General features: G+C 45.0%; 18 protein-coding genes. 10 read left to right on the plus strand and 8 right to left on the minus strand.

Annotated features, from left to right (window positions below):
- Position 1: 1 nt before the first annotated feature.
- The 5 genes from GB993_RS00500 (at position 2) to mnmG (ending at position 6228) form a co-directional block, all read left to right on the plus strand.
- Positions 2 to 301: a hypothetical protein gene (locus tag GB993_RS00500; protein WP_161002635.1), complete on the plus strand. Its 300-nt coding sequence runs from the start codon at positions 2 to 4 to the stop codon at positions 299 to 301.
- Positions 285 to 1502, plus strand: coding sequence for a bifunctional phosphopantothenoylcysteine decarboxylase/phosphopantothenate--cysteine ligase CoaBC (gene coaBC, locus GB993_RS00505; protein WP_161002636.1), 1218 nt, complete (start codon positions 285 to 287; stop codon positions 1500 to 1502). The genes GB993_RS00500 and coaBC overlap by 17 nt, the downstream gene beginning before the upstream one ends.
- A 116-nt stretch (positions 1503 to 1618) precedes the next feature.
- Positions 1619 to 2677, plus strand: a complete 1059-nt coding sequence (gene jag / locus GB993_RS12985; protein WP_161002637.1) for an RNA-binding cell elongation regulator Jag/EloR — start codon at positions 1619 to 1621, stop codon at positions 2675 to 2677.
- Positions 2678 to 2842: 165 nt separating this feature from the next.
- Complete coding sequence (gene mnmE, locus GB993_RS00515; protein WP_161002638.1) at positions 2843 to 4234, plus strand: tRNA uridine-5-carboxymethylaminomethyl(34) synthesis GTPase MnmE; 1392 nt, start codon at positions 2843 to 2845, stop codon at positions 4232 to 4234.
- A 77-nt stretch (positions 4235 to 4311) separates the two neighbouring features.
- Positions 4312 to 6228, plus strand: a complete 1917-nt coding sequence (gene mnmG / locus GB993_RS00520) for a tRNA uridine-5-carboxymethylaminomethyl(34) synthesis enzyme MnmG (RefSeq protein ID WP_161002639.1) — start codon at positions 4312 to 4314, stop codon at positions 6226 to 6228.
- A gap of 177 nt (positions 6229 to 6405) precedes the next feature.
- Here the strand turns inward: mnmG and GB993_RS00525 are convergent, their stop codons facing one another.
- From GB993_RS00525 to GB993_RS00540, 4 genes are read right to left on the minus strand one after another with little or no spacing between them, the layout of a single operon-like run.
- Entirely contained in the window at positions 6406 to 7278 is an 873-nt protein-coding gene (locus tag GB993_RS00525; RefSeq protein WP_161002640.1) for a 1-acyl-sn-glycerol-3-phosphate acyltransferase, read from the minus strand.
- The gene (locus GB993_RS00530) at positions 7275 to 8234 is read right to left on the minus strand and encodes a glycosyltransferase family 8 protein (RefSeq protein WP_161002641.1); all 960 of its coding nucleotides are present in this window, start codon (positions 8232 to 8234) and stop codon (positions 7275 to 7277) included. Before GB993_RS00530 ends, GB993_RS00525 begins: the two co-directional genes overlap by 4 nt.
- A 17-nt stretch (positions 8235 to 8251) precedes the next feature.
- A complete protein-coding gene (locus GB993_RS00535; RefSeq protein WP_161002817.1) occupies positions 8252 to 9076 on the minus strand; it encodes a glycosyltransferase in 825 nt (274 codons plus the stop codon).
- Complete coding sequence (locus GB993_RS00540) at positions 9076 to 9858, minus strand: lysophospholipid acyltransferase family protein (RefSeq protein WP_347877333.1); 783 nt, start codon at positions 9856 to 9858, stop codon at positions 9076 to 9078. Before GB993_RS00540 ends, GB993_RS00535 begins: the two co-directional genes overlap by 1 nt.
- A 309-nt stretch (positions 9859 to 10167) precedes the next feature.
- Here GB993_RS00540 and wecB point away from each other — a divergent pair, with 309 nt between their 5' ends.
- The 4 genes from wecB to GB993_RS00555 all read left to right on the plus strand — a co-directional run bounded on the left by wecB (position 10168) and on the right by GB993_RS00555 (position 14643).
- Complete coding sequence (gene wecB / locus GB993_RS00545) at positions 10168 to 11286, plus strand: non-hydrolyzing UDP-N-acetylglucosamine 2-epimerase (RefSeq protein ID WP_161002642.1); 1119 nt, start codon at positions 10168 to 10170, stop codon at positions 11284 to 11286.
- 88 nt (positions 11287 to 11374) lie between these two features.
- Positions 11375 to 11953, plus strand: coding sequence for a TetR/AcrR family transcriptional regulator (locus tag GB993_RS00550; RefSeq protein WP_161002643.1), 579 nt, complete (start codon positions 11375 to 11377; stop codon positions 11951 to 11953).
- Positions 11954 to 12074: 121 nt separating this feature from the next.
- A complete protein-coding gene (locus tag GB993_RS13115) occupies positions 12075 to 13229 on the plus strand; it encodes an MMPL family transporter (protein WP_284142819.1) in 1155 nt (384 codons plus the stop codon).
- The gene (locus GB993_RS00555) at positions 13156 to 14643 is read left to right on the plus strand and encodes an efflux RND transporter permease subunit (protein ID WP_284142820.1); all 1488 of its coding nucleotides are present in this window, start codon (positions 13156 to 13158) and stop codon (positions 14641 to 14643) included. Before GB993_RS13115 ends, GB993_RS00555 begins: the two co-directional genes overlap by 74 nt.
- 148 nt (positions 14644 to 14791) lie before the next feature.
- Here the strand turns inward: GB993_RS00555 and GB993_RS00560 are convergent, their stop codons facing one another.
- From GB993_RS00560 to pyrF, 3 genes are read right to left on the minus strand one after another with little or no spacing between them, the layout of a single operon-like run.
- Positions 14792 to 15685: a dihydroorotate dehydrogenase gene (locus GB993_RS00560; RefSeq protein ID WP_161002644.1), complete on the minus strand. Its 894-nt coding sequence runs from the start codon at positions 15683 to 15685 to the stop codon at positions 14792 to 14794.
- A 46-nt stretch (positions 15686 to 15731) separates the two neighbouring features.
- Positions 15732 to 16406, minus strand: coding sequence for an orotate phosphoribosyltransferase (gene pyrE / locus GB993_RS00565; RefSeq protein ID WP_161002645.1), 675 nt, complete (start codon positions 16404 to 16406; stop codon positions 15732 to 15734).
- On the minus strand, positions 16399 to 17130 hold the full coding sequence (pyrF, locus tag GB993_RS00570) for an orotidine-5'-phosphate decarboxylase (RefSeq protein WP_161002646.1): 732 nt from the start codon (positions 17128 to 17130) through the stop codon (positions 16399 to 16401). Before pyrF ends, pyrE begins: the two co-directional genes overlap by 8 nt.
- 325 nt (positions 17131 to 17455) lie before the next feature.
- Between pyrF and GB993_RS00575 the strand changes: the two genes are divergently transcribed.
- On the plus strand, positions 17456 to 18682 hold the full coding sequence (locus tag GB993_RS00575) for an MFS transporter (RefSeq protein ID WP_161002819.1): 1227 nt from the start codon (positions 17456 to 17458) through the stop codon (positions 18680 to 18682).
- A 265-nt stretch (positions 18683 to 18947) separates the two neighbouring features.
- Here the strand turns inward: GB993_RS00575 and GB993_RS00580 are convergent, their stop codons facing one another.
- The gene (locus GB993_RS00580; RefSeq protein WP_161002647.1) at positions 18948 to 23084 is read right to left on the minus strand and encodes a MucBP domain-containing protein; all 4137 of its coding nucleotides are present in this window, start codon (positions 23082 to 23084) and stop codon (positions 18948 to 18950) included.
- Positions 23085 to 23145: the final 61 nt, after the last annotated feature.

The raw sequence follows: 23145 nt of genomic DNA on the forward strand, positions 1-23145 counted from the left end.
CGTGGGTGTTCAATTGCTATGGTCGTTATCTTATACAAAAATGGCGCGTGACTTACAACGGGTCAATCCAGCTGATGGCGATCATATCCGGTTTGTTGGCAAACTAAATGGGTACAGTGCGACTGCATTGTATGGTGGTCTCTTTGTCGCCGTTGTGCTGGTCTACTTTGTGCCAATCAGCGGCTTACTTGTTACGATATTGTTGGCAGTTTTTAACGTTATTCGGGCTTGGCAGGATGCACAACATCAAGAACATCATTCAGTGGAAAAACGGGAGGAAAAGCATGGGACTCGAGAATAAGCACATTGCTGTTTATGTCACCGGAGGCATTGCAATCTACAAGGCGGCTGAAGTCGTTCGCGGTTTGATGAAGCAAGGAGCTGTTGTTCGTGTAGCAATGACAACAGACGCGACAAAGTTTGTGACGCCGTTGACATTTGGTGCACTGACCAAGCAGCCGGTATTAACGGATTTATTTGGCCACAATGGTAGTGACGGTCACTATGTGCCACACATTGAGATGGCTGATTGGACAGATATTGCTGTTGTTGTCCCAGCAACGGCGAACATTATTGCTAAAATGGCGATGGGAATGGCTGATGATGCTGTCTCCACAACATTGTTGGCCACCACCGCGTTAAAAATCGTGGTGCCAGCAATGAATAATCATATGTGGGAAGCGCCAGCGACTGCTCGTAATGTATCAACTTTGACCACCGATGGCGTGATCGTGATGCAACCGGACACAGGGCTATTAGCTGAAGGGTACGCAGGACGTGGCCGATTACCTGAACCGACAACGATTGTAGATTTTGTGCAACGAAAGTGGGCTAAACAAACGGGGCGTTTGCGCCATCGCCATGTACTTGTCACTGCTGGGGGGACGCGTGAACGCATTGATCCAGTTCGTTTTATCAGTAATGATTCCTCAGGGAAAATGGGCTACGCAATTGCAACCGCGGCGGCTAATGAAGGGGCTGACGTCACTTTAGTTAGTAGCACAACCACTTTGACTGCATCGACCGGTGTTGAAATTGTCCACGTTACTGGTGCCAAAGAAATGCTAGACCAGATGCAACACCGTTTTGCCCAACAGGATGCTGTCATCATGGCAGCGGCGGTCGCTGATTTTCGACCAGTTGAAGAAGCTACCCAGAAGATTAAAAAAACGGCCGATAATGATACGATGACAATCAAACTCACAAAAAATCCCGACATCTTAAAAACGTTGGCAACGCAGAAGACTAAACAAGTCATGGTAGGATTCGCTGCAGAGACCGAACATTTACTGGCAAACGCCCAACAAAAATTAACCGATAAGAAATTGGATATGCTGGTTGCTAACGATGTGAGCCGAAAAGATATTGGCTTCAACGCCGACAACAACCAAGTCATTATTCTGCGTCCCAATCAGGAGCCCGAAAAATTACCAATCATGGCTAAGTCTGAGCTTGCGGCAGAACTTGTTGATAGGGTTGTAACGTTATTACCCGGGAAATGATTTCAGTTACTGACATTTTGGCGACAAATGGTCGGTAACTAGAATGTGAATGTTCAATAAAAAGTTAGTCAATCCATGCTAAAATGTAGGTACGTGATTTATTTGGAGGAATAGCTGTGACGCAATATCAGGGGAAAACCGTGGATGAAGCAATTCAAAACGGACTCAAAAAAATTCAAATTGATCGTGACAAAGTAGCGATTACGGTTGTATCTGAACCGGTCCATGGCTGGTTTGGACGCTTGAAAAAAGAGGCTATCGTTGATATTACGATTAAGCCAGTTTCCGTCACAAAAACGCCGCAATCGGCTAAGGTATCGGCTGGTGCCTCCACGGGAGCAACTTCATCACGGACAACGCAAAGTAAACCACTTAAAAATGCTAAAACTAGTCCGACGTTTGATCATCCAAGTGGTCAACGGGTGGCTGCTAAGCGTGATGAGGATATTGAACGAAATGTTGATGCAACCGCCGATGTTCGACAACGTGAGGGAGACCATCCCCACGCTAAAAGTTCATTAACCTCGGCTGAGGTCGCCGACAGTGTTGCTGCGTCTACTGAGACCACTTCGACTGTCTCGACAACTGCTACGATGAGCAGTGCTGTTGATCAATCGCAGTCTGCTGGTTTGACTGATTCGACTGATTCGATTACTTCAATATCAGCAACCACTCAATTGACACCAGAAGAGTTGAAGGCTCGCCAACGGGCTAATCAAGCGCGCTTGGATGATAATTTGGAGGCAGTTGCCAATTACTTGCTTGATGTGCTGGAGCAACTTGGTATTAGTGCTGACGCCGAGGCCGATACATATCATCATGGCGCAACAATAACCTTTATGACCGAACAAGAGGGGTTATTGATTGGTCGGCATGGTCGCACATTGAACGCACTACAAGTTCTTGGCAATACATTTATGTTGCGGCAGGGTATGCAACATTTCGAATTAATGCTTGATGTGGCTGGCTATCGTGAGCGACGCGCCAGCACTTTAAAGCGTTTGGCTGATAATACTGCGCGTGATGTAATTGCGGGTGGTGAAACAGAGCTGCTCGACCCCATGCCTGCTTATGAGCGGAAGGTTATTCACACACAACTGGCTAAAAACACGCATGTGACGACTTTCTCACAAGGTAGGGAACCACGGCGCGGTGTAGTTGTTGCCCCACGCTAATGCTTGACAAAAAGAGCCGACGCTTTTAGTATTGGGTACATTAATTAAACATTTGATATGAATATTACTGGTTAAAGTAGTCAAGGTGCTTTGCCCACGTGTTTTTTACGCGTGGGGTGGCACTTTTTTTATGCAATTTATTAATCAGCGGAGAAGGGAGTTTATATGTCACAAACGATTACCGAGTTTGATACCATCGCTGCAATTTCAACGCCACCTGGTGAGGGGGCAATTTCAATTGTGCGGTTGAGTGGTGAAGAGGCACTAGCAACTGCTGAAAAGGTCTTTAAAGGTCGTGATTTAAGTAAAGTAGCTAGTCACACCATTAACTACGGACACATCATTGATCCTGACACCAATGAAGAAGTTGATGAAGTGATGGTTTCTGTCATGTTAGCGCCAAAGACATTTACGCGTGAAGATGTTATTGAAATTAACTGTCATGGCGGGATTGTTGCCACCAACCGAATTTTACAGTTGTTGTTAAGTCACGGGGCGCGGTTAGCTGAACCTGGTGAGTTTACCAAACGTGCTTTCCTTAATGGTCGAATTGACTTGTCACAAGCTGAAGCTGTAATGGATTTAATCCGTGCCAAAACTGACAAATCGATGAAGGTCGCGTTAAATCAATTGGACGGCGATTTGGCTCACTTGATTCGCAATTTGCGTCAGGACATCTTGGATGTTTTAGCTCAAGTCGAAGTGAACATTGATTACCCTGAGTATGATGATGTAGAAACCATGACGACACGGTTATTGTTGGAAAAGGCCAAGGATGTAAAGGCTAGAATTGCAGATCTTCTCAGTACCGCTCAACAGGGTAAGGTACTGCGCGAAGGTTTGGCCACAGCCATTGTTGGGCGACCTAATGTCGGAAAATCTAGTCTCTTAAACCACCTCCTTCACGAGGATAAGGCAATTGTGACGGATGTTGCCGGGACAACTCGCGATGTCATTGAAGAATATGTGAACGTGAAGGGTGTCCCGTTAAAACTGGTTGATACCGCTGGCATTCACGACACGACGGATAAAGTTGAAAAGATCGGGGTTGAACGTTCTAAACAGGCGTTGGCAGCTGCTGATTTAGTTTTGTTGGTCATTAATGGCAGTGAACCATTAACGGACGAGGACCGCACGTTAATCAAAACAACGGCAGATAGCAAACGAATCGTCATTTTGAACAAAACTGACCTGCCGCAACGAGTCGACTTGGCCGATTTGCAAAAGTTAGTTGGCGATGACGCAGTGATTGCAACATCCGTGCTGACGAATGCTGGGATGGATCAGTTAGAGGATAAGATTGCTAACCTGTTCTTTGGCGGTATTGAAAACAGTCAGACGACGGTAATGGTCACTAATGCTCGACATATTGGGTTATTAAACCAGGCTTCACAAGCCCTGGATGACGTTATGAGTGGTATTGCTGCGGGGATGCCGGTCGATTTGGTTCAAATCGATATGACTCGTGCATGGGATCTGCTGGGTGAAATAACCGGTGATTCTGTTCAGGATGAACTGTTGACACAATTATTTTCTCAGTTTTGTTTGGGCAAATAGTTACCGAGTATGTTTCATGTGAAACATACTGCCAGAACTACAGTTGTAAATAAGTTGGCAATTGAAAGGAAAATGAAATGATTTCAGAGGGAAAGCCATACCAGGCAAAAGCGTATGACGTAATCGTGGTCGGCGCTGGTCATGCAGGCTCTGAGGCCGCGTTAGCTGCAGCCAGAATGGGCAACAAAACACTGTTGATGACTATTTCATTGGAAATGGTTGCCTTTATGCCATGTAATCCATCTGTTGGTGGTCCGGCTAAAGGGATTGTGGTACGTGAAATTGATGCTCTCGGTGGTGAAATGGGCCACAACATTGATAAGACATACGTTCAAATGCGGATGTTAAATACCGGGAAGGGCCCTGCTGTCCGTGCCTTACGGGCTCAGGCCGACAAACATGCCTATCATGAGGAAATGAAGCACACGATGGAGCGGGAACCTAATTTAACGTTGCGTCAGGGTGTTGTTACTTCCTTATTGGTAGACGATGGTGTTTGTCACGGTGTTGTGACGGCAACAGGGGCACACTACGAAGCTAAGTCTGTGGTATTAACCGCTGGTACCGCTTCACGCGGAAAGATTATCATTGGGGAACTGATGTATTCATCTGGCCCCAACAACTCGCAACCATCCATTGAGCTGTCAGAAGATTTAGAGAAACTTGGTTTTGACCTGGAACGGTTCAAGACTGGGACACCGCCACGTGTTGATGGTGGAACAATTCATTATGATGAAACAGAAGAACAACCTGGTGATAAGGAACCTAATCACTTCAGTTTTGATACGCCAGACAGCCAATACATTGACGTAAAAAATCAACTTAGTTGCTGGTTAACATACACCAATGAACACACACATGAAATTATTCGTGAAAACTTGGATCGAGCACCAATGTTCTCAGGTGTTATCGAAGGAGTCGGACCGCGTTACTGCCCTTCCATCGAAGACAAGATCGTTCGTTTTGCTGATAAGAGTCGGCACCAATTGTTCTTGGAACCTGAGGGTCGGCGGACTGATGAATGGTATGTACAAGGGCTTTCTACATCAATGCCAGAAGAAATTCAGCAGCATATTTTACATTCCATCAAGGGTTTGGAAGATGCAAAAATGATGCGGCCTGGTTATGCAATTGAGTATGACGTTGTGTCACCTTACCAGTTGCGTAACACGCTAGAAACGAAGCTGATTAAAAACCTGTATACTGCTGGTCAAATGAACGGAACGTCTGGTTATGAAGAGGCTGCTGGGCAGGGTCTGATTGCGGGCATCAATGCAGGTCGTCGTGCTTTAGGCGAGGATGATTTCACATTAAAGCGGTCTGACGCATACATCGGCGTCATGATTGACGACTTAGTGACCAAGGGCACGAAAGAGCCTTACCGGTTGTTAACGAGCCGTGCTGAATATCGGCTGATTTTGCGGCACGATAATGCAGATCTGCGTTTAACGGCTATGGGGCACGATCTTGGTCTGATTAATGATGAAAAATTTGCTAAGTTTGAAAGCAAAAAAGCGGCTATTACCGCTGAGTTAAATCGTTTGAAGTCTGTTCGCGTTAAGCCCAACGCGCAGGTTAACGAGTGGTTGGCAGCACATAATGATGCGCCGTTGAAGGATGGCGTGCTGGCAGCCGATTTCCTACGGCGCCCAGAAGTGACCTATGCTGATTTGATGCAATTTATTGATGGACCAGCTGAGCCACTCGATCACCGTGTGGTGGAACAGGTTGAAATTGAGCTAAAGTATGCTGGTTATATCCAAAAGGCTGAGGAGAAAATTGCCAAGCTGAAGCGGATGGAAGCAAAAGCCATTCCAGCAAATATCGACTACGAAGCCATTGAGGGCCTGGCGACAGAGGGTCGGCAAAAGCTTGCTAAAATTCAACCAGAAACGCTTGCTCAGGCAAGTCGAATTTCTGGTGTTAACCCTGCTGATATTGCGATTTTGTCCGTTTATATTGAACAGGGACGCATCGCTAAGGTATCGCAATAGCTAAACAAATTGAATATTTGTTTTAACGGATACCTGTCAGGGATAACGATTTAAACTATAAAAAGAGTGGTCGTCGCAAAAAATGCGATGGCCACTCTTTGGTATTGCTGTTAATTAACATCTACGTCTGGATCGTACTATTGTTGATTGTGCGCTAATGATAGTGAAATAATGGCTTTATTGCTGAGCACGGTCCGGAATCCATCCTACAATATCTTGTGGTTCAAACTGATAAGATAGTGGTTCATGATAGGCTGCCTCGTAGGCGGCCTTTTTTTGTGCATAATCCTGGTTCATCATGCGCGTGGCATTTGCATTAGCTGATAGTTTAGGATCGGGGTAAATGAGCGGCAAAATGTGTAAATGATAACTCGTTTCATGAAATTCTGGCGTTGCTAATTTCTTTTCAGACCGGATTTCGGTAAAACAGGAAATGATGGGTACGTTTGCTTTGGCGGCGTAATAATACGTGCCACGTTTGGGCGGCCTAGGTTTGCGGTAATTAAACCACATTTCCTGTTCGGGATAAATCAACACGAAGTGACCAGCGGCAGTTGCTTGTTGAATCAATGCTGGTAGTTCGCGACCGAGATAGTCCAACCGTTTGGACAAGGGAATGATATCTAAGTTATTCATTAAATAACCCAGTCCGCCAGTCATCGCCAGATTTGTATCCTGGCTAACGATGAATAAGCGCCGGTGTTCATGACGAGCTAGTAGCCGCGGTACCGTATTTTCAAGGGGATTGAAATGATTGGTGGTGATGATGGCACCTTGGTGTTTAGCTAGACTAGACAGATTTTCCCAACCGGAAACGGTGGTCGTTCGGTTAGTCAGCCAGGTTGCGATGGCCATAAACGTTCGCGCAATCCAGTTTGCAATTTTAAAGTGAAGCGTGTGACTGCGTTTGAGGTAGTTATCGACAGCCTGCGTTTTGGCCTCCGTTGATAAGATAGGATCACCCACCTCCACCTTATCGTTAAAGCGTTCCTCAGCAACGGCCTGTCGAATGTTATTAATGACTTGGTCGCGATGATCTGCAACTATCATACGCGAATGGGCACACCGGTGGCGGCCACTTTTTTAAACGTCGTGGGTGTATCGGGTAACTGGCCAGCTTTAGTCATTAAAGTGGTCAGTTTGGCTCGATCGGCGTTTCGTTGTGCAGTTGTATAATCGTTTAATTGTTGATGGAGCATATCTTTGTATGAGGTCTGATCAGCATACTGCCAGAAATAATGACCGTACATAATGTGGTCAAAATACCACGGCTTATAAAATAGATTGTAATGAATCAATTGCGGATTTTTCACTGGCGCATACTGTGGGTCTTTTGGCATGGCGTCCCAAGCCTCGTCTAAGTACCGGATGCGACCATGACACATTGTATTGAGATAATCTTGATCTGGCGCAATACAGTCAAACTGGTACGTTTGCAGCAATCTCAAGAAACGTTGACTGAAATGTTCCTCTCGTAATTTTGTTAGGTTGAGGAGCAATACGCCGGAATTGATGTATTCGTTAGCAGGTAGACCAAGTGCATTAGTGATGTAATCGACCATTGGCGGCACGTGTTCAATTGAATGGTCTGGGGCGGCGCCGATCAAATTATTAGCCAATGGCAGCTCGTATAAATTAGCTAAATTCCCGGGGATGACCGTATCGCTGTCAATGTAAATAGCTTTTTCAAACTGCGGAAACATGTCGGCGATAAATAAGCGGTAGAAAATGGTTAAGGTAAAGAAATCGGCTCTGAGAAAATTTTGATGCTGATTTTGAATAGCAGATAACGACTGTGTTAAAGCTTTAAAGCTAACCTCTACATTAGGCGTACTAAGAGCGGATAGGCTGGCCTTTGTTTGATTAGACAACCCTTGATGCAAAATAATGACTTGGTAATGATTATTTGAATCAGCATTTGAGGTTAATGATTTGATCGAGACAGCGGCATAGGGTGCAAAATCGTCACTGATGGCGTAAAAGATAGGAATAATTGCTGAAGGCATCGTGTGTCGCTCCTTTCTTACTGATGTTGTTTGAGTTCAAGGTACTTATTGAGGACATCATCGTAATCGTGAAGACCTAACTCACTGTGGACCCGCTGAACTTCCCATGGTTTCACAGTGAACGTGTGCACCCACGGGAAGAACTTAAAACTCGTCGTAAAGTGTTGAAAAACAGTGTCAGATTGAATGTGATGCTGCTCGTTAAATCGTTCCGGTGCAATCCGTTTGGTGCGGCTCAGCTTGTTCAATGCAGTCTGATCTGGCATGAAACGTTGTTGCGTCTCACACATATAGCGGGCTTTGGCAAAAAGCTGCGTTTGTCGAATGTAGGCTAAGTTAAGCAGGAGAACACCAGAATTGACGTAATCATAGACTTTCAGTTCATGATGGAAGAACCATTTTCCGTAATGATCCAGCACACCGACAAATTCAACGCCGTGAAGATCTTGGTGATAGAATGACTCAAATGACTGACGGCAAATAATGTCCGCATCGAGGTAAAGCAAACGGTTAGGCAGTTGTGGAATCTGGTCTGCATATAAACGGAGCATGGAATATGGCGTGAACCGTGACGTCATGTTCGCACTAGGTGGTGTTTGGTTGAATAATGTGGTGCAATCAATTGCTTCAATACTACTGAGTGGGTTGGCAGTGTGTAATTCATCGCGAGCACAAGTGAGTAATCGCTCACTAACGGGTCTGCGTTGTGCCCCGTTTGATGACGATAACGTCATCGTCATCACGTAAATATGCAGAGGCTCTCGCACATGCTTGATGAGTGATAACGTTGCGATAAGGATGCCATCCTCTACGCTATGATCGCCACAGAATAAAATATTCATCATGAATCATCTCTTTTGTAGTGAATGTATTCGTAAGTGCTGGCGGCGCTTCGCCGTTTTAAGGTTAGGGTCACATCTTGCCAAAGCTCATGCTGCTGAGCTTTTTTTGACTGGTCCGCTGTTGGTTGAAATGGACCGTCAATATAAACAGTTAGCCGTGGTCGTTTGCCAAATTTACGCTTTTGATAAGTCGTCGTCATGCAGAAGACGGGCTTCTGCGTTTTTACGGGGAAGCTAAACGACGTTTCCGGAAATGGTCTAACCTTGGTGTAATAGGGCCATACATGTGCTTCAGGATAAATGACAACATAGTTATTATGATCCATTACCCGATCGACCGCTTTAATGAGCTGAATGGGCTGACTCGTTGTGGTTGCAGTTGGCAAGGCACCACCATAAGGTAGGTTAGGCCCGAGGATCGGAAGCGTGAAATTTGCGGGGCTGACAACGGCGTGAAAACGTTGCGCGCCACCGATAACTAACGGCATAAACGCATCATTGACCGGCTGGGTGTGGTTTGCATACATAAAGTAGCCTTGATGGCGAAACGGTTTCAAGACACCGCGGTTAACCACCGTTAAATGCCAATTGGCGTAGCAATAAACGTAAGCAAATGCCTTAGCCAAACCACGAAAGATAAGGGACCATAATCGTTCCCACCAGCGGTCGCGATGCCATCGATAATCTTTGGGCAGAATATTCGTTTGGTGATTAGTCGTCACCACATCATCTGTCACGTCATGATAGGTTTGAACTCGTTTAATGTGCCTCACCTCCTTCACGTCGGTTTTGGTTCATTTCTAATGTAACGTTAATCTTATCATAGATGCCAACATTTAGTATTTATTGGTTTGAAAATGAGCGGTTACTCACTTTTATGATTTCAGTATATGGTTAATCGACTGAAAGTCAATAACGTTTAAAGACAAATGGTTTAAAGAGGATTAGATAAGGGGTCGATTATGCCGGTAAATCTTTTGGAAATAATCGTAAACCCCAAAATTTTCGTTGCTTAAACGCTAAATGAAGCTTACTTTAAGCCAGTCATGTTATGGTGGGCTTATTCAGTTTGTTAGGGGAGGATGTCTAATATGGCACAACAGCCAATTAAGGTAATGTTGATTTTTGGAACTCGGCCAGAAGCGATTAAAATGGCGCCGGTAGTGCAACGCCTGCGAGAGGACGAACGATTTCAACCCATTGTGGTTGTCACAGCGCAGCATCGGGAAATGTTGGATCAGGTATTAACGATTTTTCATATCAAACCGGATTATGACTTAAATATTATGCGTGCTGGGCAAACGTTAACCGGAATTACCGTTCATGTCATCAGTCAGCTAGATGACATTATTCAACAGGAGCAACCGCGCTTGATTTTGGTTCACGGCGATACCACAACCACATTTGCTGCATCTGTGAGCGCCTTCTATCACCAGGTTGCCATTGGGCACGTTGAGGCCGGTTTGCGGACATGGGACAAGTATTCGCCGTATCCTGAAGAAATGAATCGTCAGTTGACTGATGTGATGAGTGATCTTTATTTTGCACCAACCACAACAAGTCGTGACAACTTATTGAAAGAAAACCATCCCGCTAGTCAGATTTTTGTCACGGGAAACACCGCTATTGATGCGCTTGGCGAAACTGTTACACAGAATTATCATCATGAAGTTTTGGACAAAATCCCTGCAGGACACAAGTTTATATTATTGACGATGCACCGACGTGAGAATCAGGGCGAACCAATGCGTGCAACCTTCCGCGCAATCAAACGTGTTGTGGATGAGCGCCAGAATTTAGACGTGGTCTATCCTGTCCATCTCAGTCCTAACGTTCAAGAAGCCGCACATGAGGTGTTTGCTGATGACGAACGCATTCACTTGATTGAGCCGCTAGATGTGGTTGATTTTCATAATTTGGCCGCCAAGGCCTTATTCATTATGACAGATTCTGGCGGTGTCCAAGAAGAAGCGCCATCGTTAGGAAAGCCTGTTTTGGTGTTGCGTGAAACCACTGAACGGCCAGAAGGAGTTACGGCTGGTACCCTGAAATTAGTAGGCACAAACGAAGAAAATGTTTACACCGCGATGACCAATTTATTAACTAATCAAGCCGAATACGAAGCAATGGCTAGCGCCAAAAATCCGTACGGAGATGGGCATGCAAGTGAACGGATTGCCGATGCGATTGCAACATACTTTAAAGCCTAGTTTGATCACGAGGGTTGCAATGTTAGCCAAAAGGGCGTTTCATGTGAAACATAATCTTTAGCTGGCTAATGCAAGGAGGTCGAAACGCATGACTATCAAACCAGAAAGTTTTCGTCAGGAAAAGACGCGCCAAGAGTTAATTAACGCAATGCGAACACTGTTGATGCACAAACCGTTTGAACAAATTAGCGTAAACGATATTTGTGAACAGTCGCATAACCACCGCAGCACCTTTTATCGGTATTATCATGACAAGTATGATTTGTTACAGGATGAGTTTCGGGTGGTTCGTGAAACGATGGATGCCGATAACCAAATTCCCAGTCGCCAATTTGTTGAACAGATTGTCGATTTTGCTCAGGAAAATCAGCGGGTATTTCGGAACTTAACGACAGCCAATTCGCACGAAAATATGTACTATGTGTTGACTGCGGCCACAGAGCAAACGCTTAAAGAAAAACTGGTGGAACAGAAAAAAACAGATGATCCACTCATTCAGCAAGTTGAGGATTCTCCTCGTCCAGATTTGGTGATTAGCTTAATTGCTGGGGCCATTGTTAACTTAATGATTCGTTGGGTGACAACAGAACAAAGCACACCAAAGGATGAAATTGTGACTTTTCTGACGGACGGTTTAAATCGAATTTGTGTTGTCCCAGAAACGTAATTAGAACAAAAAGAACCAAGTGTCTCATTTTGAGATACTCGGTTCTTTTTGTTTCTGTTCGCGATTAATTTATCTGGTTATACTGAGGTCACTTTTTTGAGAGAAAGGGATCTCACGACGTATGGAAAGAAAATTTGAGCAGCTAGGACAATTCATTCAAAAGCACACGGTATCCTTGCTTGTCGGCATGTTGGCCATCACGGTTTTCCTTGGCTTTGGTTTGCCTAAGGTGCAGATGGATATGGGCAATGATGTGTTTGTGAACACGAAATCGCAAGTTTACAAGGACACAGAGACCTATCAAAAAAACTTTGGTGGTGATTCTGCGTATATTTTGTTATCAGGGACTCAGGATAAACTGATTTCACATGAAACAATGCAGAAAATCCATAGTTTAGATGGCCGCCTGAACAAGATTGATAATGTTCGTGGAACCACTAACATTGTGAACGTGCTTAACGCAACGTTGAAGAATGGTAACGCCTCATCAGTACAGAGCACAGATCAAAATGGGTCTAGCCAAACAAAACTGATGAGCAGCTTATCTAAGAAACAAAAGCGACAGTTACAATCGACGCTTGCTCAGTCCTTGACGCCAGCTCAGCAACAGCAGGTGCAACAGTATACGTTAACTATTTTGACACCTGCTCAAAAACAGGCGTTGGCAGCCAAAGCCGCTAGTCAAATGGCCAGTCAGTTGAATCTAAAGCAACAACAGCAGATTCAAACCTACACGATGTCTTTGCTGACAGTGGGACAGCGCCAACAATTGACTAGTCAAGTAATGGCACAGGTGCCTCGTGTTGAAAAAATGTCGACACCAATGCTTAATGCGTTGATTTTTTCGAACAACGGCAAGGTACCTTCAGCGATGCAACAATTATTGCCGAAGGATGGCCGCCACGTTTTGGTAGTGGTTAATACTTCCGATAAAACGGACATGAGTACGTACGTTAAAATGACGCGGGATATCAATCACGCCATTAAGCAAACACACTTTCAAAAAGGTGTAAAAGTGCGTTTGGCGGGCTCACCAGCAATCACTAGTCAGGTTCAAACGCAGGTAACGCGAGCAATGATGATTATGCTTGGCCTTGCTATTGTTGTCATGGTGATCGTACTATCATTGATTTTCCGCGTTCGTCGTCGATTGTTCCCCCTGTTGTTTGTCGCTGTTAGTTTGATTTTGGACGTTTGGCTTCATGGGTTGGACGGGCATCTCACTAACATTGGCCACGATGGCGACATTACCCATTATTATTGGTTTGGGAACTGACTTTGGCGTTCAATTTCAAAATCGGTATGAAGAGACGTTTAGGCAACAACATAATCGTCAAGATGCCTTGAATACTGGAATTGGCAAGATGGGACCGGCTGTCGGGATTGCGTTGATTGTGATGACGTTTAGCTTCCTGACAATGTTCTTGTCAAAGGCGCCGATGATGCAACAATTCGGGCTAACGTTAGCTATTGGCGTTGTCAGTGCCTATCTGACAGAACTAATTTTGATGTTTAGTTTGTTACCGTTCTTTGATCGGCACGCTGAACCTGTAAAGACAGATGAGCCTCACAAACTGAGTCAACCATCCGGTTTGGCGAAGGTATTAGCGCGTTACGCGGCATTTGTGACCAAACACAGTGTTGTTGTGCTGATTATTGGTGTATTACTAGGCGGTGCCGGCTTTGCGGTGGAACATAACATTAACACTGAAACTGACATGACCAAGATGATTCCGCAACAGATGACTGCGCTTAAGGACACGAAGTATCTGCAAAAACAAATTGGTTCAACCACTTATATTACCTATTTGGTGAAGGCCGACGATGTTCGTGACAAACGTGTTATGCAGTATACGGATCAGTTTGGCCGGCAAGAACAACGACGATATCATGATGTGACTGATGTTACGAGCCTGCCGACCAGTTTGAATTTAAGCGGACAACAATTAGCCGATGCTAAACAAGGCGCCTTGAATAGTGGCGTTGCCAGTTTACCTAGCTCTATGAAGCAGGTCTTGATGAGCAATAATCAGCATTACGCGACACTGCAATTTAAAATCAATAAGAATTTGTCGAGTGCCGACCAACTTAAATTGATGAACAAAATCACCAAGGATATTAATTCCCCACACGGAATTCACGTTGCGCCAGCCGGAGCTGAGGTCATGATGCTGACAGGAATTCATAATATGACGGCAAACCATTGGCTGATTATTATTGCCGGGATTGCGATTATCTTCCTCGTTCTGTTTGTGATCTATCGAGATCCGCGATTCGCTATGTATCCGATTTTGCCGATTCTGTTAGTGCTGGGACTGTCACCGCTAACGTTATGGTTGATGGGCACATCATACAATCCGCTAACGATTTCGCTGAGTTCCTTAGTTCTTGGAATTGGGACTGAATTTACGATTCTAATTCTAGAGCGGTACCGGGAAGAACAAAAACGAGGTAAGTCGACAGTGGACGCGACGATCAGTGCTGTTTCATCCGTTGGACAGGCCATCTTCGTGTCTGGGATGACAGTTATTGGTGGCTTCTCCGCGATTATCTTTGCTAGTTTCCCTGTGCTGAAATCGTTTGGTCTAATCACTGTGATTGATACTGGCTTCTCGCTGATTAGTGCACTGACGATTCTGCCGGCCATCATTGTGTTCATGCATCGTGGTGACAAACGGAAACGCGTGTAATCATACTTGCTTTAATGTTAGCTTTGTTGTTAGCAAAAGAACCAAAAAACGTGTCACGCTGAAAGACAGTGTGGCATATTTTTTGGTTCAGTAGGATTATTTTTCTTAAAGCTAATTTACCTGTAATCACGAGTCTTGTCTGGGAAACTTAATGAGTTGCTGATGGCCAAGTTAAGTCGTATTCGGCTAGGGTTGCCGGAATGTTCGCCGCAATGTTTGCACAAGATGCAGGGTCATGAAAAGTGGCAGCCCCAACTTGAACAGCGTTTGCGCCAGCTAGCATGAGTTCTACAGCGTCCTTACTGGTAAAGACACCACCGACGCCGACAATGGGCAGTGTGGATGCCTGGCGAACTTGGTGCACCATATAGACGGCGAGTGGGTGAATTGCTTGTCCAGATAAGCCACCAGTGCCATGTGCCAAACGCGGTTTTTGCGTTGCGAGATCAATTTCCATGCCCAATAAGGTGTTAATGAGGACAAGACCGGCAGCCCCGCCAGCCTCGGCTGCTTTAGCAATCGGGACAATATCCGTTACATTCGGTGTGAGTTTGACAAACACTGGTTTATCCACGGCGGTCACAATTTTGGCGGTCAGAGTTTGAACAGTTGCTGGATCTGTGCCAAATGCAAGGCCGCCATGGTCGACATTAGGGCAGGAAACGTTGACCTCAATGAATTTAACGTTTGACGCTGTGGTTAGCTGTTTTGCAACCTCAACGTATTCATTCATGCTACCGCCTGCGACACTGCCGACAATTGGTAGATCAGGATAGTGGGTGGCAAGCCAAGGCAGCTTTTCGGTCATGACATTTTTAATGCCGGGATTTTTTAACCCAACGGCGTTTAGCCAGCCGGCAGTTGTGTTGGTTGTCGTTGGCCAAGGATTGCCTGTTCGTGGTTCAGCGGTCGTTGATTTAATTACTAAGGCACCAAGCGCATTGAGATCAGTCTTTTTGGCCAGTTCCTGACCGTAACCGACCGTGCCACTGGCTGCAATGACTGGATTTTTCAAACGCACACCTGCAAGTGTAATAGACATGTTAACCTCCTGATTATGATGAGTTGGGTTGTCGACGAGTATTGATTTACATTGATACTGGCTGCCAGTGCCAGGGGTCATTATGCCAGGCTTTGGCCAATTCGCAGTCTGTTTCACTTAACTCATGGTGGTTGGTGAGATGCTCAAGTAGTAGGTGATAGTCCAGTAATGGCGTCAGTGATGTTTTCGCTTGTTCAAAATTAGTCGTTGCGTCAGGCAAGTCATAACTAAAGACAGAAACGACACCGTCTACGTGGGCGCCAGCCGTGCTGACAGCCTTTGCTGCCCCCAGCACACTGCCCCCGGTTGAAATGAGATCGTCAATAAGCACAACATGATCCTTGGATGACAATGCCCCCTCAATTTGTTTGCCAGTCCCATGATCCTTTGGGTGGGAACGTACATAAATCAATGGCAGTGAAAGTGCCTCGGCTACCCATGCAGCATGTGGAATACCGGCAGTAGCGACCCCAGCGATGACCGTCGCATTTGGATATTGGCGTTTGATTAAGGCTGTGAGACCTGTTGCGATATGCTGACGCAACTCGGGATAGCTGATCGTCATCCGTAAGTCCGTGTAGACCGGCGAAATCATTCCGCTAGCATATTGAAATGGTTTGCTTGGGGATACTTTAACGGCCTTGATGGCAAGCAGTTCAGTGATGATTGTTTCAGTTAGGTCAGTTGTATTTGTGTTTGAGGTATTATCCGTGTTAGTCATGAATTAACCACTCCCTTTTGATTGTCATATAAGCGTCTGCAGGTTGATTAGATTGAGTTATTGGACGGCCAACGACGATGGCTGAACTGCCAGCCTCTGCCGCTTGCCGAGGTGTCATGACACGTTGCTGATCATCGGCCGGGTTCGTTGTTAACCGAATCCCGGGCGTGACCAACAGAAAGGTTTCGTTAACAAACGGTTTAATCGTTGTGACTTCCTGTGGGGAACAGATGACGCCATCTGCGCCTGCCGTTTCAGCCAGTTGAGCGAGTTGGCGAACCTGATCGGTCATTGGTAGGCTGACGTGCTGCTCATTAACTAACATCTTTTCTGAGATGGATGTTAGCTCGGTTACTGCCAGTAATTTTGGCGGCGTCACGTGCGCTTGCTGTGCGCCTTGCTGGAGGCCACGTTTGGCCGCCGCAATCATGGCCTTACCACCTAACGCGTGGACTGTAGTGTACTGGATGCTAAGTTGCCCGAGCTGGTAAGCAGCACGTTCCACAGCGTTGGGAATGTCATGTAGTTTCAAGTCTAAGAAGATGTCAAAGCCGCGTTGTTGAATGTGGCGAATCATTGCAGCACCTTCACTGTAGAATAGCTCCATACCGACTTTTACCGCAGGTCGGTCATCTGTTTGTGACAGTTGATCAAGTAATTGATCGACTGACGATGTTGTACTTACATCAAGGGCGACAATAATTGAATTCGTGCTGGCGTTCATGAAAACTTCCTTTCGACCACTTGGGCACAAAAAAATGGATCATCTGCCCGGCTAACCGTTCAGACGATCCATTACTGGCATACATTTCGCCGTAATATCGGATTGAATTTGAGCTAGCTTACCAACCTCACAGGATTGGTTTAAAGCGGCGCTTGTTTAATTGGGGATTATGATACTGTTTTTTTCAGCGGCATGCAAGAGGGAATTTTTTATGTGATACAAGTTATCAGAAACGCACACTTGCAAATTATTTTTCGACGTGGCATGATAAGCGACAAGAAAAAATAACGAATGTCAGTGAGCATTCATTTTGGAGGTAATCGTGATGAATCAAGCGCCAGTAGCTTCTGCGATCCATACAGACAGTCAACAGAAATGGACCATTGCATCCACCAGTGCCGGTTTTGCGTTGGAAAATATGGATGTGATGTTTTTGTCATTTGCATTAAGCTCAATTATCACAGAACTACATCTATCAGCAGGTCAGGCAGGAATGATTTCTTCAGTGACTAACCTAGGTATGCTGGCAGGTGGTTTACTATTTGGATTATTAGGTGACCGGTACGGAAGGGTAAAAATCTTTTCGTATACGGTCTTTATTTTTGCCATTGCGACCACGGCCATGGCATTTGCAAACTCAATTGGTTGGATCTACTTATTCCGATTTTTAACGGGAATTGGCGCTGGTGGTGAGTATGGTGTGGGCATTGCGCTGATTTCGGAACGATTTGCCGCCAACAAGATTGGTCGGATGACTTCGGTAGCTGCTATTGGCGGTCAAATTGGGGCAGCATTGGCAGCCGTTCTGGCGGCCGTCATTTTACCAACCTTGGGCTGGCACGCATTATTTTTCCTTGGCTTAATTCCAGTTACGTTGACCGTCATTATTCGGCGTCATGTGCACGAAACACCCGTATTCTTAACGGCTAAACGAAGTGCCAACACACAGTCGGTTAACCTACTGGTGTTGTTCAATAGTCCACGCAGGGCATACCAAACGGTTGGACTCATGTTGATGTCAGTGGTTCAAATTGCTGGTTATTTTGGGCTGATGAACTGGTTGCCGTCAATTATGCAAAAGCAGGCTCATGTATCGGTATCCGGATCGGCCATGTGGATGATTGCAACCATTGCCGGCATGGTCATGGGGATGTTCGTCTTTGGTAACGTACTAGATAACATTGGGCCTCGATGGGCGTTTGGCATTTTCCTCATCGGTGCAGCCATTTCGGTTTATATCTTCACACTGGCTAAAACAACAGCCACAATTCTGCCCGCCGGTGCACTAATCGGATTCTTTTCAAACGGCATGTTTGGCGGTTATGGTGCCGTAATCAGTGAACTTTATCCGGTCACGATTCGCTCAACGGCCAATAACTTGATTGTGAATGTTGGCCGTGCAATCGGGGGGTTCTCCTCGGTGGCAATTGGCCTACTTATGGAACACTTCACCTTGCCAGTTGTCATGGCTAGCTTGGCAGGATTATACATCTTTAGTTTTATCGTAATGTTGACGATTCCAGCCTTGGTCAAACGGGGTGTTACCGCTTAAACCAAATTAAGATTATTGGTTTCTCTAAGAATGAACAGTTTAGGATAACTCGTTTAACGTTTGTTTTACCGCAGTATTCTGACTCACGGTACAGATGGATGGAAGATATTTGACACAGGACGAAAAATGCCAAACAAAGAATATTACCCGGGAAATAATCCCTTTAAAACAAGACACATATAAAAAAAGACATTGTCCCGTGCACTGGCAGTTGTATACCATGCGTGGAGACAATGTCTTTTTAAGTCAGCTGAGGAAACTCTAATTAATCATTTGGATCCTCGTCACGCTTGCGGCGCCTAAGCCCTGCCAGTGCAAGCAATGTTCCCAATAAACCTAAACCAACTTCTGCTGCTACAGTATTGGCATGTTCGCCGGTGTGTGGCAATTCGGTCGTTTTTTCTTTATTAGCGAACGTGGGTTTCGATGTGACAGAACTGTCTGCGACGGATGGATCTTTTACAGAAGTGCTTTGATTATGCACATTGCTGGTCACAGCATCTGTAGCCGCACGTGACTTAAGCGTCTGCGCTTTCTGATGAACAAGTGATTGTGTTGTTTCACTATTGTTTTGCTTCTCAGAGACGTGTGGCACCGTTGCTGATTGTTGAACGGCTTGACTGAGTTGTGAAACATGAACCGATGATGAAGTGCTTTCGTGCTGTTTTGTGGTGGAAGCCTGACTCTGCACGGAAATATTGGCTTGCTGACTTGCTTGAGAACTCTGGCTCTCGTTGGCCGATTCAGGGACATTGGTTGCTGGACCCTTAACGGTTACTGTCGCCGTTTTCATGACAGGATCACCAAAAATATAAATAACTGTATAAACACCCGGCTTTAATGTGTTGACATTATCTGCGTTTTTGACAATTCCGTTTTGCATAATGAATTCTTGCCAGTTGACTGAGACACCACGATCATTTTTAGCATTGACGAAATTCATGCTTGGATTCCAAGTGTCTCCCTGTGTCAACGTAATATCAGTGACGTTGAGGTCAGCGTATGACTTGATGGTTAGTGGAGCCCCAAATGTCGTTACCGTGTAATTTTGAGCGTTTTTAACGGCAACATTAACATCATAAGTTCCTTTGTCTTCGTTCATATTAGAACGCGTGTAAACGAGCTCATAAGGGTTTGAATCTAGCCACCCAACAACATCACTGGCATAGTTATCTGGGTCACCAAACGTTTTTTCCGCGTGGTGCATCGTAACGGTTAGCGGAGCCGGTGTGACCTTGAATGCCGCAACGGCCGGGCCACCGACAATATCAAAATTAGAATTGGCTTCGCGGAATTTTGCCAATCCGCTTTCAGATAGTGAAACGGAATATTGACCAACGTCTCGTTTGTTTGCAGTCGGTGTCAAAATTGTAAAATCAGTTGCAGTTAAGTTAGCTGGCATTTTGATGAGGTTTGGAATGACGATTGTATAGACTGATGGAATGGGTTGAGCATCATAGGTTTTATCGGCCACGACTGGTTTGAATTCGTTGGCATTTACTTTAGCTTTTTGAATTGTATAAACACCAGATGTAACGCCATCGAATGAATAATCGATATTTTGGGCTCTTAATTTAGCAAGACCAATTTTATTCAATTGAATTGCGTAAGTGCCGGCGCCTGTCAAATCGGCAGTCCCCGTAATTGGGCTAACATCAAAATCATCAGATGTCAAAGCAGCTTGTTGCATGAAGGTTGGCATCGTTAATGCAAATAGGTTATCCGGAACTACTGCTGGTTGACCATCATAAACTTTCTGTGTGTTGCCAATCTTGATATCTGCTGTTGATACCGGTTTAACTGACACATATAAGGAACCTGTATCGGTTGCAACGTCGTAATTGTTGGTTAGCTCGTCTTCGTTATCAACAATAACCAGTAACTCATAATGCCCGTTTCGAATGTGAGTTGGATTGGATGCAATTTCAACATGGGCTTTCACCGAATCTGGCGAGATGAGTCCAGTAGTAGTGAATGAAAGATTCAAGTTTTGATCACCGACAACCGTGTGTTGATCCGTGGCTTTGAGAGAAAGCTTCTTTTTGTCAATGAAGTAAGTGCCCGGATGGACACTACTAATACTGTAATTTTTGTTGGTATCCTGAATCTTTTTTAAACCTGACGCAGCAATTTGAACCTGATAGGTTCCAGCCTGAATCATATAAGAACTGCCTTTTATAACATTTGTGATAACAAAGTCGTTACGATTTAAATCTGTTGGCATTTGAAGATTTTGTTCACTTTGAAATTGGATTGTTGGTAGTTCAGCAGTGCCATCATAAACTTTGCTAAATTTGACAATCGATACAGTCGCTACGGCAGGCGTGATCGTAAAAATTCCGTTGGTATTGGTAATAGTGTAATTACGGAGTGTTTGTAAATCTGCATTCACTTGCGATGTGACGCTGTAAGTACCAACTGATTCGCCAGCATCTCGACTGGTAGAAACCGTAATCACGTCGCTACCCTTTGTCCCAGTGATTGTAGCGGTTAGTTGTGGGTCCTTTTCGCCGAAAACCTTTGTCTTGTTAGTAGTGGTCACAATCAGATTAGCTGGCGTAATTTCATAATGACCTGAAATGTTAGTTAAGTCAGTTTGGGTAAATGCAGTTCCAAGCTGCGTTTGCACATGTTGAATACCGGTAGAAGTAAGGTGCCATGTGTATTGGCCGGCGTTACTTTCAGTTGTTGGGTCAACGTTTTGAGCAGATTCATTGGTAAAGGTGTAATCTTCTGCGGCTAATGAGACATTTGGAACAGTGCCGTTGTATGCCGTATTTACTGGTTGAATCTGCAATGTCGGCACATACTTGGATGAAATTGAGGCACCTTCATAGGAGCTTGAAGATGATCCGGTTGTTGGTGTTGCTTTATAGTCGATGGTGTAATAGTAGTTTACATCATCATTAGTCGTGGCGAAGATACCAGTAGCATTTGTTGGTGTTTCAATTAGCGTGTAACCGTCAATTTGTGCGGCACTCGTTGTGTATTGACTATTAAAATTACCACTCACAATCTTTGTAGCAGCAATTTTGTTGGTTGTGCCCGCAACGTAATAGTTAGCACTAACAGTTTCTTGAAGGGGTACATATTCGTAATTAACTTCTGCAGTATTTGTACCAAACGTGCCGTTGGCATTTGCGGGCGTAATGGCTAATTTATAACCGTCAACATTGGCCGCTGCGGCTGAGTACTTGCCATCAAAGAAACCATTCACAGTCGTTGACGCTGTAACCTTACTCGTAGTGCCCTTAAGGTAGTAGTTAACGCTAACTGATTCCGGAAGTGGCGCATATTCGTAAATAACTGGCGCGTTAGTAATGCCAAATGTGCCAGTAGCGTTTGCTGGTGTCCCAACTAATTTATAGCCGACGATATCTTTAGAAGCTGTCGTGTACTGAGTGTTGAAGTCACCTTTTACTGTAGCTGAATCTGCGAGTGCAGTTTCTGTACCTTGAACAAGATAGCGAGACTCCACGGATTCATTATCGGCCGTGTAGAAGTAATCAACGTCTGTGTTTGTTGTACCAAACGTCCCAGTGGCATTTGCCGGCGTTTCATCGAGTGTGTATCCAGCAACTTGAGCGGCAGGGGCCGCGTATTGAGTATTGAAATCACCATTTATAATCGTTGAATCTTTAATCTTGTTGGTCGTGCCTTTAAGGTAATAGTTAACGTTTACCGATTCTGACAGTGGTGTGTAGACGACGTTAACTGTGACCCCAGGGGTATCAGGAACAGCGGGCATGGTTTCTGGTAATGCATAACCCGAAATTGCCGGTAGGTTAACGCTAGTCTGAATTGATTGACCAGGTGTGCCTGTGCCAAGCAGTCCGTTAGCGATTTTATTACCCTTACTGTCGACTGGCAAAGCCGTGTAATTAACGGTGTAATAGTAATTAACGGTGTTTCCCGTTGGGGCGTAGATACCTTGGGCATTATCAGGTGTGGCTACTAACGTATAGCCATCAACGTCTGCAGCAGAAGTTTGATAATTTAAACCCGCGGCACCATTCGTAATGATTGAATCGACAATTTTAGTCGTCGTACCGTTGACATAATAATTAGCAGTGACAGTCGTATTTTGACGATATTTAACTGTTACCGACTGGTTTCCCTGATCCGTCAACGTATAACTGGTTGGTTGACTAGGTACAAGTGAGTACCCAACGACAGTGGGCTGTTCAATTGAGATGGTATTTCCTACCTGTTGGTCATTAACTGTCTTAGCAGGTACAGTTGCCAGTTGATTGCCGCCCTGGTCAACATAAGATACTGTCACGATTGGCGTAATTGTCAGTGTTCCATCAGCAGTCGTCACCGTGTAATTAGGATTTAGGCCATTGGTAACAGAAATTTTGTAGTTGCCAGGTTTTTCTCCTGTTTCACGTGTAACACTCACGCTTAAACTAAAATGCTTTGATACCAAGGAATCTAGCGTGTTCCAGAATCACGGTGGCACA

This window comes from Furfurilactobacillus milii (assembly GCF_009864005.1).
Taxonomy (GTDB): domain Bacteria; phylum Bacillota; class Bacilli; order Lactobacillales; family Lactobacillaceae; genus Furfurilactobacillus; species Furfurilactobacillus rossiae_B.